Annotated in this window: 17 protein-coding genes; 7 read left to right on the plus strand and 10 right to left on the minus strand. The window is 69.7% G+C overall.

Annotated features, from left to right (window positions below; translation table 11 throughout):
- Positions 1 to 54: 54 nt before the first annotated feature.
- The 3 genes from BQ7391_RS09850 to BQ7391_RS09860 are packed head-to-tail and all read left to right on the plus strand — an operon-like array spanning position 55 to position 2,321.
- Positions 55 to 837 carry an SDR family NAD(P)-dependent oxidoreductase gene (locus tag BQ7391_RS09850; RefSeq protein ID WP_075280435.1) on the plus strand — a complete coding sequence of 261 codons (783 nt, stop codon included), beginning with the start codon at positions 55 to 57 and terminating at the stop codon, positions 835 to 837.
- A 4-nt stretch (positions 838 to 841) separates the two neighbouring features.
- A complete protein-coding gene (locus BQ7391_RS09855; protein ID WP_075280436.1) occupies positions 842 to 1,984 on the plus strand; it encodes a Gfo/Idh/MocA family protein in 1,143 nt (380 codons plus the stop codon).
- A 52-nt stretch (positions 1,985 to 2,036) separates the two neighbouring features.
- Positions 2,037 to 2,321, plus strand: a complete 285-nt coding sequence (locus BQ7391_RS09860) for a hypothetical protein (RefSeq protein ID WP_075280438.1) — start codon at positions 2,037 to 2,039, stop codon at positions 2,319 to 2,321.
- 59 nt (positions 2,322 to 2,380) lie between these two features.
- On the opposite strand, the gene BQ7391_RS09865 is transcribed toward BQ7391_RS09860, so the two are convergent.
- The gene (locus tag BQ7391_RS09865) at positions 2,381 to 2,908 is read right to left on the minus strand and encodes a flavin reductase family protein (protein WP_075280440.1); all 528 of its coding nucleotides are present in this window, start codon (positions 2,906 to 2,908) and stop codon (positions 2,381 to 2,383) included.
- A gap of 57 nt (positions 2,909 to 2,965) precedes the next feature.
- Here BQ7391_RS09865 and BQ7391_RS09870 point away from each other — a divergent pair, with 57 nt between their 5' ends.
- Together BQ7391_RS09870 and BQ7391_RS09875 are read left to right on the plus strand one after the other, a co-directional pair.
- On the plus strand, positions 2,966 to 3,628 hold the full coding sequence (locus tag BQ7391_RS09870; RefSeq protein WP_075280441.1) for an MBL fold metallo-hydrolase: 663 nt from the start codon (positions 2,966 to 2,968) through the stop codon (positions 3,626 to 3,628).
- A 44-nt stretch (positions 3,629 to 3,672) separates the two neighbouring features.
- Positions 3,673 to 4,143 (plus strand): prolyl-tRNA synthetase associated domain-containing protein, encoded by a 471-nt coding sequence (locus BQ7391_RS09875; protein WP_200799607.1) that lies wholly within the window; start codon positions 3,673 to 3,675, stop codon positions 4,141 to 4,143.
- Between the two features lie 348 nt (positions 4,144 to 4,491).
- On the opposite strand, the gene BQ7391_RS09880 is transcribed toward BQ7391_RS09875, so the two are convergent.
- Positions 4,492 to 5,112: a DNA-3-methyladenine glycosylase I gene (locus BQ7391_RS09880; RefSeq protein ID WP_075280445.1), complete on the minus strand. Its 621-nt coding sequence runs from the start codon at positions 5,110 to 5,112 to the stop codon at positions 4,492 to 4,494.
- Between the two features lie 63 nt (positions 5,113 to 5,175).
- Here BQ7391_RS09880 and BQ7391_RS09885 point away from each other — a divergent pair, with 63 nt between their 5' ends.
- Entirely contained in the window at positions 5,176 to 5,613 is a 438-nt protein-coding gene (locus BQ7391_RS09885; RefSeq protein WP_075280446.1) for a DUF1810 domain-containing protein, read from the plus strand.
- Between the two features lie 13 nt (positions 5,614 to 5,626).
- On the opposite strand, the gene BQ7391_RS09890 is transcribed toward BQ7391_RS09885, so the two are convergent.
- The 7 genes from BQ7391_RS09890 to BQ7391_RS09920 form a co-directional block, all read right to left on the minus strand.
- Positions 5,627 to 6,874 (minus strand): MFS transporter, encoded by a 1,248-nt coding sequence (locus BQ7391_RS09890; RefSeq protein ID WP_075280447.1) that lies wholly within the window; start codon positions 6,872 to 6,874, stop codon positions 5,627 to 5,629.
- Positions 6,875 to 6,905: 31 nt separating this feature from the next.
- A complete protein-coding gene (locus tag BQ7391_RS09895) occupies positions 6,906 to 7,562 on the minus strand; it encodes a response regulator transcription factor (RefSeq protein ID WP_075280449.1) in 657 nt (218 codons plus the stop codon).
- Entirely contained in the window at positions 7,559 to 8,704 is a 1,146-nt protein-coding gene (locus BQ7391_RS09900) for a sensor histidine kinase (protein WP_075280450.1), read from the minus strand. Before BQ7391_RS09900 ends, BQ7391_RS09895 begins: the two co-directional genes overlap by 4 nt.
- A 48-nt stretch (positions 8,705 to 8,752) precedes the next feature.
- On the minus strand, positions 8,753 to 9,958 hold the full coding sequence (locus BQ7391_RS09905; protein WP_075280451.1) for an ABC transporter permease: 1,206 nt from the start codon (positions 9,956 to 9,958) through the stop codon (positions 8,753 to 8,755).
- A complete protein-coding gene (locus BQ7391_RS09910; RefSeq protein ID WP_075280452.1) occupies positions 9,945 to 11,147 on the minus strand; it encodes an ABC transporter permease in 1,203 nt (400 codons plus the stop codon). Before BQ7391_RS09910 ends, BQ7391_RS09905 begins: the two co-directional genes overlap by 14 nt.
- A 9-nt stretch (positions 11,148 to 11,156) precedes the next feature.
- Positions 11,157 to 12,116, minus strand: coding sequence for an ABC transporter ATP-binding protein (locus BQ7391_RS09915; protein WP_075280453.1), 960 nt, complete (start codon positions 12,114 to 12,116; stop codon positions 11,157 to 11,159).
- A 306-nt stretch (positions 12,117 to 12,422) separates the two neighbouring features.
- A complete protein-coding gene (locus tag BQ7391_RS09920) occupies positions 12,423 to 13,328 on the minus strand; it encodes a DegV family protein (RefSeq protein ID WP_075280454.1) in 906 nt (301 codons plus the stop codon).
- 445 nt (positions 13,329 to 13,773) lie between these two features.
- Between BQ7391_RS09920 and BQ7391_RS09925 the strand changes: the two genes are divergently transcribed.
- The gene (locus BQ7391_RS09925; protein ID WP_075280455.1) at positions 13,774 to 14,223 is read left to right on the plus strand and encodes a MarR family winged helix-turn-helix transcriptional regulator; all 450 of its coding nucleotides are present in this window, start codon (positions 13,774 to 13,776) and stop codon (positions 14,221 to 14,223) included.
- Here BQ7391_RS09925 and BQ7391_RS09930 read toward each other — a convergent pair.
- Entirely contained in the window at positions 14,220 to 14,594 is a 375-nt protein-coding gene (locus BQ7391_RS09930; protein WP_075280457.1) for a type II toxin-antitoxin system HicB family antitoxin, read from the minus strand. The genes BQ7391_RS09925 and BQ7391_RS09930 overlap by 4 nt on opposite strands.
- Between the last annotated feature and the right edge of the window lie 132 nt (positions 14,595 to 14,726).

The raw sequence follows: 14,726 nt of genomic DNA on the forward strand, positions 1-14,726 counted from the left end.
GGACAGGCGGGGGACCGTTCCCAGCGCGCGCCGCCGCGCGGAAGGAGGCCGACCATGACCAGCATCGCGATCGTCACCGGAGCTTCGTCCGGCCTTGGCGCCGAGCTCGTGCGCCTGCTCGTCGAGGGCGCCTTCGGGCCGCTCGACGAGGTCTGGGCCGTCTCGCGCCATGCCGCGCGCACGTCCCCGCGCGTGCGCCCGTTCGCGCTCGACCTCACGGAGCCGGCGTCGTTCGACGCGCTCGAGGCGGCGCTCGCCGAGACGCCCGGCGCCCGCGTGGCGCTTCTCGTCAACAACGCCGGCTTCGGGACGTTCGGCGACTTCGCGGACATGCCCGCGGCCGACAACGCGGACATGGCGCGCCTGCTCATGCTCGCGCCCGTGGAGCTCACATACCGCGCGCTGCCGTACATGGCGGCGGGCTCGCGCGTCCTCAACGTGGCCAGCGTGGCCGCCTTCATGCCGCAGCCGGGCCTCGCCACGTACTCGGCGGCCAAGCGGTTCGTCCTGGACTTCTCGCGCGCGCTCGACGCGGAGCTCGGGGACGTGGGCATCCACGTGACGGCGCTCTGCCCCAAGTTCATGCGCACGGGGTTTCTCGACCACGCGGGGGCGGGCGACGTCGCCGCGCGCATGGCGGGCCTCACCGGCTTCGAGGACGTGGCGCGCGTGGCGGAGCGCGCCCTCGCGGCCGCCCGCGCCGGGCGGGCGCTCTGTATCCCCTCCCCCGACATGCGCGCGTTCTACGTCGCCGCCAAGCTGCTCCCCTACCCGCTGCTCCTGCGCGCCGAGCGCGCCCTCATGGGCCTCGGGGCCGCGCACGGGGAAAGGGGCTGACGCCATGGGCGAGAAGGACCTGGGCGGGGGCGCCGCCACGAGGGACCGCGGCGCGGCGGGCGCCCGCGCGGTGCGCTGGGGGATCGTCGGCGCGGGCAGGATAGCCCACCGGTTCGCGCGCAGCCTCGTGCACGAGGGGCGCTCCGAGCTCGTGGCCATCAGCTGCCGCCGCGCCGGGCGGGCGGAGGCCTTCGCCCTCGAGCACGGCGTCCCCGAGGGCGGCGCCCTCTCCGACGAGGCGCTCGGCGGAGTCGCGGGGGCGGCCCACGCGGCCCTTCTCGCCCGGCCGGACGTCGACGCCGTCTACCTCGCCCTCCCCCATGCGATGCACCTCGAGTGGGCGCTCGCGGCGCTGCGGGCGGGCAAGGCCGTGCTCTGCGAGAAGCCGGCCTGCGTGGACGCCGAGGAGGCGCGCGAGCTCGCGGGCGCGGCCCGCGAGACGGGGACCCTCTTTATGGAGGCGATGAAGACGCGCTTCTCCCCGCTCTACCGGCGCGTGCGCGAGCTCGTCGCGGAGGGCGCCATCGGCGAGGTCCGCCGCGTGGAGGCGCTGCTCGAGAACGACATGGGGGAGCGCATCGCGCGCGGGGGCGACTACCTCTCCGCCGCGCGCGGGGGCGGCATCCTGCTGGACTCCGGCATCTACTGCTCCTCCTGGGTGGAGGACTACCTGGGCGGCCCCCTCGAGGTCGTGGGCGCGGCCGCGCGCTGGGACCACGGCCACGACTGCTTTGTCGAGGCCGAGCTCGCGCGCGGAGAGATGACGGCGCGGCTCGTCACCGCCGCCGACGCGGCCGGCCCCCGGGAGGCCCGCATCATCGGGGCGGCGGGGACCATCGTGGTGGAGGACATGCACCGCCCGCAGCGCGCCCGCCTGGAGCGCCCGGGCGAGGACCCCGTCGGGCTCGAGCTCCCCTACCCCGTCGACGACTTCTACGACGAGATCGGGCACTTCGTCGACCTCGTGGTCTGTGGAAGGGCGGAGTCTGACGTCATGCCGCTCGCGGCCACGCTGCGCTGCGCCGAGCTGCTCGACGCCGTGCGGGCCGCCATCGGACCGGAGGGGGACGGGCCGCGCGCGGACCGCCCTCAACCGCCCGCGGACGCCGGCCGAACGCGGCTCGCCCCCGAGCGGGCCAGCAGGTAGTCTAGAGCCCCAGAGTCGAACGCGCCCCCGGCGCCCAAAAGAAAGGACCCCCATGGACATCCAGGCCATCATCTCCCAGGTCTCCGCCGCCCTCGCGGACGCCCCCGAGAGGCTCCAGGACCTCCTTGCCGACCCCAAGGGCACCATCGAGGAGCTCACCGGCCAGCCAATCGGAGACGCCGACCTCTCGCAGATCGTCGACGGCGTGAAGAGCGGCATCGCCGACGGCAGCCTCGACCTCGGCGCGCTGGACCTCGGCAACCTCGACCTCGGCGCGCTGGCCGGCGGCCTCGGCGGCATGCTCGGCGGCCTGGGCGGCCTTTTCGGCAGGAAGTAGCGCCCGCATAAGCGCGTGACAGGGGGACGGAGCGGTGACAGGCCCTCCGTCCCCCTGCCCTATCTCAGGACGTAGGCGGAGACGATCTCCGCATAGTACGCGGTGTGCGGGGCGTCCGTGGAGTAGTACCTCCCGCGCAGGTCCTCGCGCAGCAGCGACTCGTCCTGCTCGCGCCTGTAGAGCACGCGGCACTCCAGCGTGAGCGGGAGCTCCCGGACGGCGGGGGCGCCGACCTCCTCCCCCTCGACGAGCGTGAGGCCGAGCTCGGCCACCTTGTCCAGGTCGCGCCCGCTCTTGGAGCCGCAGACCGCAAGGATCTGGCTGATACGCCGGTCGTGGTCCTTCTCGCCTGCGCGCATGGGCACGCTCACCGTGAACTCGCCGCTCTTCTCGATGAGGCCGTACGTGAAGCGGCTGCTGCGGACGTAGGCCACGAAGAGGAGCTTGCCCCATTCGACGCCCAGCGTGCCCCACCCGATGGTCATGGGGTTGGCGCGACCACCCGCGCGGGCGGTGAGCAGCACGCCCTTGGGCAGCTCCCGCAGGATGGTGGGTGCGTACTCGGCGACGTCGATCTTCTCGCGCATGCGTGCCTCCCGCCCAACGTACAATCAGATAACCCGATTATAAGGAGGGGAGCCGCCATGGGCAGCCTCGAGAACGTCCGCGTGTTCACCCAGAGCGCCATCCGGATCGAGGGGGCGGGAGGGACGGTCGCGTACTTCGACCCCTTTTCGCTCGCGGCCGCCGAGGCCGCGCACGACGCGGGCTACGTGCTGATCACGCATGCCCACTACGACCACCTCTCGCCCGAGGACTACGCGCGCGTGGCCGGCGAGAATACCGTGGTCGTGGCGCCGGCGAGCATGGCGGGCGAGATAGCGGGGCTGGGCGCCGCCGCGACGCACCTCATGGGCGCGGGCGAGAGGATCGAGCTGCCGGGGATCTGCGTGGAGGCCGTGCCCGCCTACAACGTGGAGCCCGAGCGCCTGGGGATGCACCCGCGGGCAAACGGCTGGCTCGGCTACGTGGTCACGCTCGACGGCGAGCCCACGCGCTACTACGTCTCCGGCGACACGGACCAGAACCCGGACAACGAGGCCGTGGGCTGCGACGTCGCCCTCGTGCCGATCGGCGGCACCTACACCTGCGACCCGCACCAGGCCGCGGCCTTCGTGAACGTCCTGCGCCCCGCCGCCGCGGTGCCCACCCACTACGGCAGCATCGTCGGCACCTACGCCGACCTCGACGCCTTCGCCGCCGAGGTGGACCCCGCCATCGCCGTCATCCCCAAGCTCGAGCGATGACGTGCAAAGGGGACAGGCACTTTTGCACGCTTGGCAAGGGCGAGGTGCTGCGGCTGCTTGACCGGTCCGGAATAGCCTACGAGCTCTACGAGCACGATGCCGTCTTCACCGTGGAGCAGGCGCATGCCGCGGGCATCCCCCATCAGGAGCTCGGCGCCAAGAACCTCTTCCTGAGGGACGACAAGCACCGTGCGTACTACCTCGTCTGCCTTCCGGACGAGAAGAGCCTATCGCTGCGGGAGGTCCAGGAGCGCCTGGGCTCGCGCCGCCTCTCGTTTGCGAGCGAGAAGGACCTGGGGGAGATGCTCGGCCTCGCGCCCGGCTCCGTCACGCCGCTCGGGGTGCTGAACGACGCCGAGAGGCGCGTGGAGGTCGTGATCGACCGGGAGCTCGTCGACGCCGGCCGCGTGACCGTGCACCCGTGCGACAACACCGCCACTGTCCTTCTCGCCACCACGGACCTGATTGCGCTGCTGCGCGGGCGCGGCCGCACCGTACGCGTGGTCGACCTCTAGAAGTTGCGACCTGCAATCTCCCGGTTTTTTAAGCGGCAAATGCAATCGTTCTACCTGCTATTATTCGAGTTTCCTCAGGTAGAAAGCTGCTTAAGAATCTGGGGTAGTTGCAGCTCATCTCACAGCGAGAAGAACACTCCCGCGGTGGGAGACACCAATTCGAGACACGGCGCGTCTCGAATTGTGCACACGATGTGTGCACTTTCTTGACGCATTGCGTCAAGAATCTTCAGCCCAAGGATTCGGCACACGGTGTGTGCCGAATCCAAATTGTGAGCGCATTGAGCTCACAATTAGTCTGTCGCAAACTTCGCGTTCTGATCCAAAAGGGGCCTGTCCCCTTTTGACTTACTCGTAGTGCCGCACGTCCTTCTCGAGGTAGCGGCGCCTCTCGACCGTGGGGCCCATGGCGTTGACCGCGGCGTAGCGCGGGCACTCGCGGGCGTGGTCGTTGATGATGCCGCAGGCCTGCAGGTGCGAGTAGACCGTCGTGGGACCCAGGTACTTGAAGCCGCGACGCTTGAGGTCAGCCGCCACGCGCGCCGAGAGGCCGTTGCTCACCGGAATCCACCCGTCGGCGTGCTTGTTGTAGAGGATCGTCTTGCCGTCCGAGAAGCCCCAGAGATAGGCGTCAAAGCTGCCGAACTCCTCACGAACCTGCTGGAAGCAGCGCGCGTTGTTGATGATAGCCTTAACCTTGCGGCGGGAGCGGATCATCCCCGGCGTCTCCAGGATGCGCTCGACGTCCTCCGGCCCGAACGCCGCCACGGCATCGTAGTCGAAGCCCGCGAAGCACGCGCGGAGCACCTCGCGCTTGTGCGGCATCATGGTCCAGTTGAGCCCGCACTGCATGACCTCGAGCGAGAGGAACTCAAACTGCCCGCGGTCGTCGTGCAGGGGCACGCCCCACTCCTCGTCGTGGTAGCGCAGGCAGAGCTCGTCGGTGGTGCCCCAGTCGCAGTAGGACATACAGGTCTCCGCTCTTCTCGGCAGGCAACGGGTCTATTATCTGACAAACGGGAGGGGTGGCGCATGACCGCAGGTTTTGACATCGAGCGCTTCGTGCGCGCACAGGCGGGCGGCGTCTTTGAGGAGGCGCTCGCCGAGATTCGCGCCGGCCGCAAGCGGAGCCACTGGATCTGGTTCGTCTTCCCGCAGGCACGCGGGCTCGGGCGCAGCCCCATGGCGGAGCGCTATGGCATCGCCAGCCGCGACGAGCTTGACGCATACGTCAACCATCCCCTGCTCAGGGGGCGTCTTCTTGAGATCTCGCACGCACTTCTCGCCCTGCCGGGAGGCGACCCCGTCGCCGTGCTGGGGAGCATCGACGCCCTCAAGGTCCGCTCGTCGATGACGCTCTTCGAGCTCGCGGGCGTCGACCCCGTCTTTGGTGATGTGCTGGACAAGTACTATGCCGGCGGCCGCGACGAGCTCACGCTGAGGATTGTGAACGAGTCCTGGGCTCGGTAAAACACGTCCCCAATTACTCCTCGATGCGGCGGATGGCGGGGATTGACCAGGTCACGCCGGCGAGAAGGACCATCGCAGCCCCGGCGCCCACGAACCACGCCGGGGCGCCCACCGCGTCCGCAAAGACGGACGAGAACGCCAGGCCCAGCGGCAGCGCCCAGGACATGATGGCCCCGTAGAGGCCGAAGACGCGCCCCAGGTACTCGGGCGGGACCTTCTCCTGCATGAGGGCGGTCTGCGGGCCGGAGTAAAACGGCGAGCTCAGACCCATGAGGAAGCTCATGGCGAGAAACGCGACAAAGCCGCCGGCGTCGAGCAGGCCCGCCGCGAGCGTGGCTACGCCGTAGAGCGCCGTCGCCGCCACGACGGTGAGCGCACGGTTCTTGAGGCCGCCCGTTGCCGTGAGCAGCGCCGAGCCCGCGATCATACCCACCGAGAACACGATCTCCGCCGTGGCCGCGTCGCCCGTGGTGCCGCCGAAGTGGTCGAGCGTCATGAGCGGGAAGAGCGCCGAGATGGGCGAGAAGACCAGCGTGAAGGCAAAGCCGCACCAGAGAAGCGCGAAGAGGCCACGGTAGCCGCGCAGGACGCGGTAGCCGTCGGCGGTCTCGGCGGCGAGGGCGCGGGCCTGCGCCGCGAGGCCGAGGTTCTTCTCGCCCGCCTGTGTGCCCTGCCCCGCGCCGCCCACATTGAGCCGCGCCGCCAGCACCGCCGCCGTGGCGATGAGCGCCCCGGCCACGTCGAGCGCAATCATGGCCGTAAGACCCCAGAGCGGGTAGATCACCGCCGCGATGGCCGTGCCGAGGATGTAGCCGCCGGACTGCACCGCCTGCGTCACGCCCGCGAGGCGCGTGAGGTGCTCGGCAGGCGCCACGAGCGGCGTGAGCGCCTGGAAGGCCGGCGTGTGCAGGGAGCTGCCGATGGCGCGCACGAAGAGCGCGGCCATGACCACCCACACGGGCAGTGTCCCCGTGAGCGAGACCACCGCCACGACGGCGCTCACCGCGGCGATGAAGAGGTCGGCCCCCACGAGCGTGACCCTGAGCGGCAGACGGTCCACGACGGCCCCCGCGAAGGTGCCAAAAAGCGCGAGCGGCAGGAAGCCCGCGAGGGACGCCAGCGAGAGCATGCTCGCCGAGTTCGTGGTGAGCGTGATGTGCCAGACGAAGCCCATCTGCAGGACGGAGCTCGTGAGCACGGAGACCAGCTCGCCGCCCCACACGCACGCGAGCTTGGCCTTCCAGCCGCTCTCCTCGTTCATTGCACTCCCTCTCTGGTAATTGGGGACGGGTTCATCTGAGCGCCCTCCAGTATGCCACGGCGATCTGCGTGCGGTTGCGCAGGTGCAGCTTGGCCAGGATCGAGCTGATGTGGTTGCGGACGGTGCCCTCGCCCATGTAGGCGGCCGCGGCCACCTCGCGGTTGTCGAGGCCCTCGGCGATGAGCGCCACGACCTCGCGCTCGCGGTCTGTGAGCTGCGGGAAGACCGTCGCGAGGTCGGGCTTCTCGGCTGTCGCGCCGGACGCTCCGGCGGCCCCGCCGGCGCCGAGCGCGACCGCCCGCTCGAGCACCTCGCCCTCGAGGACGCTCCGCCCCGCCATGACCGCGCGCAGCGCCGACGCCACGCCTGCCACGTCCTGCTTGATGAGGTAGCCCGCCGCCCCCAGGGAGAGCGCCCGCACGATGTACTCGTCATCGGAGAAGGTGGTGAGAAAGACCACGCGCGGAGGCCGCGGCGTGGCGAGGATCTGCTCGGCGGCGGCCAGGCCGTCCATGCCGGGCATCTGGATGTCGAGAAGGACCACGTCGGGCGCGGCGTCCGCCGCCAAGCGCACGGCGTCGGCCCCGTCCGTCCCGCAGCCCGCGACCTCGATGTCCGGCTGCGCGTCCAGTACGATTCTGAGCGACTCCACCACCACGGCGTCGTCGTCTGCGATGACCACCCTCATGTCTCTCCCCTCGAGCGTGGAAAAGTGACTGTCCCCTTTCCACGCGGGACGCTGGCGAAGACGGTCCAGCCGCCGCGCTCCCCGGGGCCGGCGCGGAAGGTGCCGCCGAGCGCCCGCACGCGCTCCTCCATGGAGGCGAGCCCCATGCCGGAGCCGTCGCCGCGCCCGGCGCCCCCGCGACCGTCGTCTGTCACCGTGAGCCGCCAGAGGCCGGGATGCTCCACGAGCTCCACGCCCACGTGGCGCGCGTCCGCGTGGCGCAGCACGTTGGAGACGGCCTCGCGCACGACCGCCGTGAGGCAGCTCGCCACGGCGGCCGGCGCCTCCCCCGCCTCCACGCGCACCGTGGGCGCGAGCGGCGTCCCCGCGCAGGCGCGCTCCACGACGGCGCGCACCTGCACCGAGAGGTCGCACGCGTCGTCGCGCAGGTCGTGCACACTCGCGCGAACCTCGTCGAGCGCCGCGCGCACCGTGTCCGCCACGGCCGCGAGGTCCTGGGCCACCGGCTCCCCCGCGTGCGCCACGCGGTACGCCTCCGCCTGCACGACGGCGCGCGTGAGCAGGTGGCCCACGTTGTCGTGAATCTCACGGGCGATGCGCGCCCGCTCGGAGAGCGTGGCCAGGCGCACCTCGTAGTCCTGGGCGTCCAGGAGCTCGCGGTTCTTCTCGGCCAGGGCGAGGCGCGCGGCGGTGAGGTCGTCCCGGGTGCGGAGGGCGTCGCGGCGCCGCAGCTCGGACGCCCCAACGCGCAGGCCGAGCCAGCCGCCCACAACGACCCCGACCGCGGCGAGAAGAACCGCACGTTCGTCAGGCACGCCGCGCGCTGCGCCACAGGCGAGCGGCACGAGCACGGCGGCGGGCACGGCACGCACGCATCCCCGCTCCCCGGCGCTCACGCGGCACAGATCGTAGGCGGCCACGCCGAGAAGCGCCACGGCCTCGGACAGAACGCACGCGAGAACGCAGAGGACAAGCGGCGGCACGAGGACCGACCGGCCGCGGGCGAGCTCGCAGAGGGACGCCAGGGCAACCGCCGCCAGCAGCGCGACCACGAGGCCGGCGCCGGCCGACCCACCCGCCGCCGCGACGAGCGCGGGCAGGCAGGCGACGAGCACCACGAGCTTGTCGGCCAGTCTCTCCATGGGGCGATTCTAGCAGCGCGGCCGGACAACAACACACACGGGCGTTGCTCACGCCGCGCCGGCGACGCGGCGGCGCGCGCGGCCGAGCGCGAGTCCCACGGCAAAGAGCGTCACCGCAAAGAGCAGAACGATCCCCAGGTTGGTCCCCAGCTCGGCGGCCAGCTCGGGCGTGAGCGCCTCGGCGTGCAGCGCCGCCGCGACCGCCTGGCTCACCCAGTACGAGGGCGAGAGGCGCGCCGCCATCTGAACGACGTCGGGCAGCATGGAGAGCGGCACCCACGCCCCGCCGAGAAACGAGAGCATCGTGGCGCCGATGTTGCCGCAGGCGTTGACCGCGTCCTCTCCGAGGCCGAGCTGCGCGAGCAAAAACGCCAGCGCGAGCGGCACCAGGGCAAAGGGCAGCACGCTCGCGAGCGCGCAGGCCACGAGCGCCGGATCCGTCCCCGCGAGCGCTCCCCCGCACGACGCGAGGGCCACGGCGCAGGTCCACGCCCACACGGCCACCGCGAGCACGAGGCACGCCGCGACCTGCCCCGCAGAGAGGCATGCGGGCGAGACGGGACCCGCCGCCGTGCGACGCCGCAGCTCCGGGCGCTGGAACGCCGCGAGCGAGACCCCAGCCACCACCACGATGGAGCTCATGACGGAGTACGTCGAGAAGTTCAGGTACGTGGCGAGCCGGTCGGCACCGCCGAGCGCACCCTCTGACTCCCGCACGTCCACCTCGGCCCGCTCCGCCGCCGCAACCAGCGCGAGGTCCGCGACCTCGGACGCCGACGCCTGCGGCTCGAGCGCCGCCGCGGCGGCCGCGAGCGAGACCCAGCGTGACGCCGCCTGCGCCGCGAGCGCCCCCGCCTGCACGTCCTGGCCGTAGGCGACCTCGAGCGCCGGCACCTCGTCCCCCGCGCGCGCCGCCTCGAGCAGCTCTCGCTCGAAGCCCCCCGGCAGCACCACGAGGCAGTCCGCCTGACCCGTGGCCACGGCATCCTGCAGCGCGAGCGGCTCGTCCGCAACGTCCACGAGCTCGAAGGCGTCACTCACCCACGCCGCAAGCGCGTTCGAGAGCGCCGTGCCGTCGCGGTCCACCACCGCGACGCGCGCCTCGTAGGCGGCATAGCCGCCCTTCTCGCCCGCGGTGGCCGCACCCATGTCCCCCACCACGAACACGCCCATGAGGGAGAGAAACACCACGTAGACCGCGAGGTAGATGGGGTGTCCGGCAACCACGCGCAGGGCGGTCCTAAAGGTGCTCATAGCTCTGCCTCCTAAAGATGGCGCCGGCCACGGCGAGAAGGGCGAGCGCGCCCGCCACGCAGGCGGCGAGGCGCGCGGCAAACGGCGCGAGCGAGGTGTAGTAGTAGAGCGCGTAGAACGTGTCGCACACGAGCTTGGCCGGGTTCACCCAGCTCGTCCACGGCAGCGTGTGGGCGAGGTTGTCCGCGAGCTCCATCGCCGCAGTTCCGTAGAGGCCGGCAAAGAGCGAGAGCACGCAGGTCAGCGCCGTGAGGATACCCGAACGTGCGGAGATGCCGGCCGAGAGGGGCAGCGCCCCCACGCACGCACCGAGCGCCGTGGCGAGCAGCGCGCAGACGGCAACGGCCACAAGCGCGAGCCCCTCTCGGCCGCCAAAGTCCACGCCCACCACGAGGCGCAGAAACGCGAAGGCCAACGTCAGCGCCACGGTCGAGACCGCCCATGCACCGAGCACGCAGCCGGCGAGCTGTCGCAGGCGCGAGGTGCCCGAGACCGCCCGGCGCGCCCCGAGCGCCGAAACGCCGGGCTGGGCCTGCGCCACGGCGAGCATGCCCGCCTGGGTGGCCATGAGCGCGCCCATGCCGAGAAGCGCGTAGTAGTAGCGCACGATCTCCTCCGGCCGGGCGTGCGTTATCTGCGTCTGCTCCACGTCAACCTGGGTGCCCAGGGCATCCGCCACCGCGGCGGGGTCTGCGAGCGCCGCGGAGTCGCGCTGCGCCACCTCCTCCAGAAGGGCCCGCGACTGCACGTAGGAGCTGGCGACGGTCTCCAGGATCGTGCGGTTGACCGCCGTCGCGCCGTCCGCGCTCGCGAGCGTGTAGGCCGAGCCCACCGTGAGCGCGGGCGTACCGTCGGGTGCGAGCTCAAAGTAGCCGTCGACCTCGCCGGCAGCGAGAAGGTCCGCAGCATCGGCGGCGGTCTCCACGTGCCGCAGATCGAGCAGCTGGTCCTCCCCCGGCTCCGCGAGGACGTCCACGACCTGGGCGAACGAGCCCGCGGGCGCGCCGTCCTTCTCGCCCGCCGGCGCCACGAGCGCCACCGGCACCGGATCCACCACGCCGTCCGTACGCATGCCGGAGAACATGAAGAGGAAGATGGCGGACATGATGAGGGGAAACGCCAGCACCCACACGATCACCGCGGGCGTGCGCGCGAGGCTCTTGACGCTCACCAGAAACGAGGTTCCCATGGCAGCCCCCTAGTCGCGCAGCTCGCGGCCGCAGAGCTCGAGGAAGACGTCGTTCAAGGTGGGCGGCTCGGACCACACGCGCCCCAGGCGCACGCCGGCCGCGGTCAGCACGCCGAGCGCGTCGGTAAGGTTGTGCGCGCTCGCCTCGCAGGTCAGGCTCAGCATGCCGTCCGCGCAGTCCGCTGAGAGCACGTGCGAGAGGCCGCGTAGGCGCTCGAGCGTGCCCTCGGGAAGCTCGCCCACCTCGGCCGTGATCTTCTCGCCGAGGCTGATCATGCGCTTGAGCTCGTCGGCGGTGCCCTGCGCCACGGCGCGCCCGCGGTCGCAGATCATGATGCGGCCGCATATCTGCTCGACCTCCTCCATGTAGTGGCTCGTGTAGACCACCGTGGCACCCTCGTCGCGCAGGCGGCAGATGCCGTCCAGGATGTTCGCGCGGCTCTGCGGGTCCACGGCGACGGTGGGCTCGTCGAAGAAGATGAGCTCGGGGCGGTGCGCGATGCCGCACGCGATGTTGAGCCGCCGCGCCAGGCCGCCGGAGAGCTTGGCCGGGCGGAAGCGCGCGTAGTCGCCGAGGCCCACGAAGTCGATCGCCTCGTCCACGAGCTGGCGGCGCCGGCGGCGATCGCGCACGTAGAGCGCGCAGAAGGCGTCCACGTTCTCGCGCACGGTGAGCTCGTCGAAGACGGCCACCTGCTGCGGGACCACGCCCACGCGCGCCTTGAGGTCGTAGCGGTTGGGTGCCATCGGCTCGCCGAAGAGCTCGATGGTGCCGCGGTCGTAGGAGAGCAGCTGGAGGATGCAGTTGATGGCCGTGGTCTTGCCCGAGCCGTTGGGGCCAAGAAGCCCGAAGATCTCCCCCTGGCGGACGGCGAGGTCCAGGTGGTCGAGCGCGACGAGCTCGCGGTAGCGCTTGACGAGCCCGGTGACGCGGACGACGTCGGGTGATGCGGCGTGCGTGTGTGGCATGGCGGCCCCTTTCTCTTGGCGCCATTGTCACAGGCGGCCCGCACCCGCGGAAGTGAGTTTTGTCACGAGTGCGGCGGCGCGGCGCGGAACACGGACCGGCTCCCGCGTGCCTCCAGCCAGCAGAAACGAAGATTGCTGGAAAGATGCGATTTTGCATGCCGAGAAGGACGCACGATCGAAATTCCTTGGCTCAAGCGTCGCTTTTAAGCCGCACGCGGACAGTTTTTCTCGTCCGTGCGTTCTTTTAGCATGCAGCATCGAAGGTTGCCAGTAATCTTCGTTTCTGCGTTCGGGCACCGCACGATCTTACAGCGACAAGAACATCTCCTCGCTCCTGAGCGTCGGGCTATGAAGGGACGCCGGGTAGCTCATGACCCCGATCGCGCCCTCCCCCACATGCGTGGCGATGCAGGGACCGATGGTCGCGCAGCCTCCGCACCAGCTGACTGCGCCATGCTCACCGATGGCGTTAGCGAGGCGCTCGACGCTCTTCTCGGCCCGGGTGTGCAGCGTGAAGTAGATGAGCTCCCCCTGCTCCTGCCCCTGGTCGGCAAGGCTGCGCGCCATGTAATCAGCAGCCCGCCCCATCCCGTGCGCCTTATGGACAACCTGCATCTCACCCTTGCAGTTGAAGCTCATGACGGGCTTCACGCTGAGTGCCGAAGCAGCGAACGCCTGCAGCACGGTCGCCCTCCCTCCCTTGACCAGGTTGGTGAGCCGCTTGGGAACAAACTGGATTTTGATGAGATCTCGAATGGTGAGCGCCTTCGCGGCCGCCTCCTCGATACTGCCCCCTGCTGCGGCAACCGCCGCTGCCTCGAGGACCATCGCCCCCTCCGCGACCGATGCGGCCCGGCTGTCGATAACCTCGATGTGGACGTCGTTGAACATCGTGCCCGCAAGGAACCTCGGAATCTCAATGGTCGAGGACAGCGAGCGCGAAAGGTGGATGGACAGGATGTCGGTGTACCCCTGTATCGCAAGAGAGCGATACGTCTCCATGAAGTCGGTCGGGCTTGGCATCGACGTCCTCGGCAGCTGCTGCAAGCTTCCCAGCTGATCAAGGTACGGACCAATCTGCACGTCAACACCATCGCGCAGGTCATCACCACCCATGTTGATACGCATGGGGGCCACGCGCACCCCAAGCTTTCGGGCCGTTGCGGGAAGGATATCCGCCGCGCTGTCCGTGACGATAGCCAGTTTTCTCATGATGCATCCCCTCGTTATGCCGCCGTTCTGCCAGCGCCAGGCGCATGCCGACCTGTTCGCCCGGACCCGGCCTTCCCCCTTCGCGCGGACGCCTTGCCCGAGTCGCCCAGCTCCTTGTCGAGTCTCTGCACGGCTCTCTTGAGGAAGCCCCTCACGTCGAGGCCGAGCCCCTCACCGACGAGGCCCGCTCCGACAAGAATGAGTGCCACCCCTGGGCCGGGAAGGATGAGCAGCGGAACCCCGACGAGCGCAACCAGCGAACCCCCCCGCGATCTTAACGAGACGTCTTGAGAACTCTCGCCTGCTCATGTCGTCCTTCATGCCACGTCGCCTCGGCTCTCTACACATAAGTACGAATTCGGATTTCTAGCTACTCGGAATGATATCCAAATTCGGATTACAATTATCGACAAACGCGCTCCCGACGAAAAAACACGAGGTGCCCATGTCCCAGACAGAAGACCACGTCACCGCCCGGCTCAACCAGCTCTACCTGGAGATCGAGGGGCTCTACCATGACTACGCAAAGCGTCACGGCCTCTCCGACTCCATGCTGTGGCTGCTCTACTCCCTCCAGCTGCACCGCGAGCAACCAACGCAGCGAAGGCTCTGCGACGAGTGGCACACCTCGCCGCAGACCATGAACTATGCCCTGAAGACCCTTGAGGGGAAGGGCTACGTCAGCCTCGAGCCGCTGCTCGGAGGTCGACATGACAAGGCGATCGTCATCACGGAACGGGGGCGGACCCTCATCGATGACGCCATCGAACCGCTCATGCAGGGAGAGCGGCGGGCATTCCACGCCCTCGAGAAGGACGAGCAGAGCCAGCTGCTCTCGCTGACCGGCAAGCTCGTGACCGCCCTGCGCGACGCGCTGGAGCCCGGAGAGAGCTAGACATCCTTGCTGAGCACGGCAACGCGTTGCTGCGAGAGCCCAACGAGAGACGCGATGTCTCGCAGGGTGAGGCCCTCGTCACGAAATCGCCTAATCACCTCTCTGGTGAGTCCCGAGGAGATACGCTGCTTCTCCTCTGCCTCCTTGCGTGCAGCCTCGAGTTCTTCAAGCATTCTTTGCGAGTCAGAATCAAGAATGGGCGCAACCTCAACGGCTCCCACGTCAACACCGAGTAGAGAACCCGCCTCGCGAACCATGTCGGCGACCTGATCGAGCCTACGAGCCTGCGTGAACAAACCCGGAATCTCATCGACCGAGACTGCCCACCAACCGTCACTGCGCGTTACGCGTGCCGTCACGTCCTTTGCCATGTCACTCGCCCCCAAATAGGTAGCGAAGTATCGCGCGGGAGGTAATCTCGTTGACCTCAGAATGACGAGGGATTGTCGTCTGCTTGCCCCCAACACTCACCTTTGTATGGCTCGAACCCTCTTCCCAAACTA

This window comes from Thermophilibacter provencensis, from assembly GCF_900128445.1.
Classification (GTDB): domain Bacteria; phylum Actinomycetota; class Coriobacteriia; order Coriobacteriales; family Atopobiaceae; genus Thermophilibacter; species Thermophilibacter provencensis.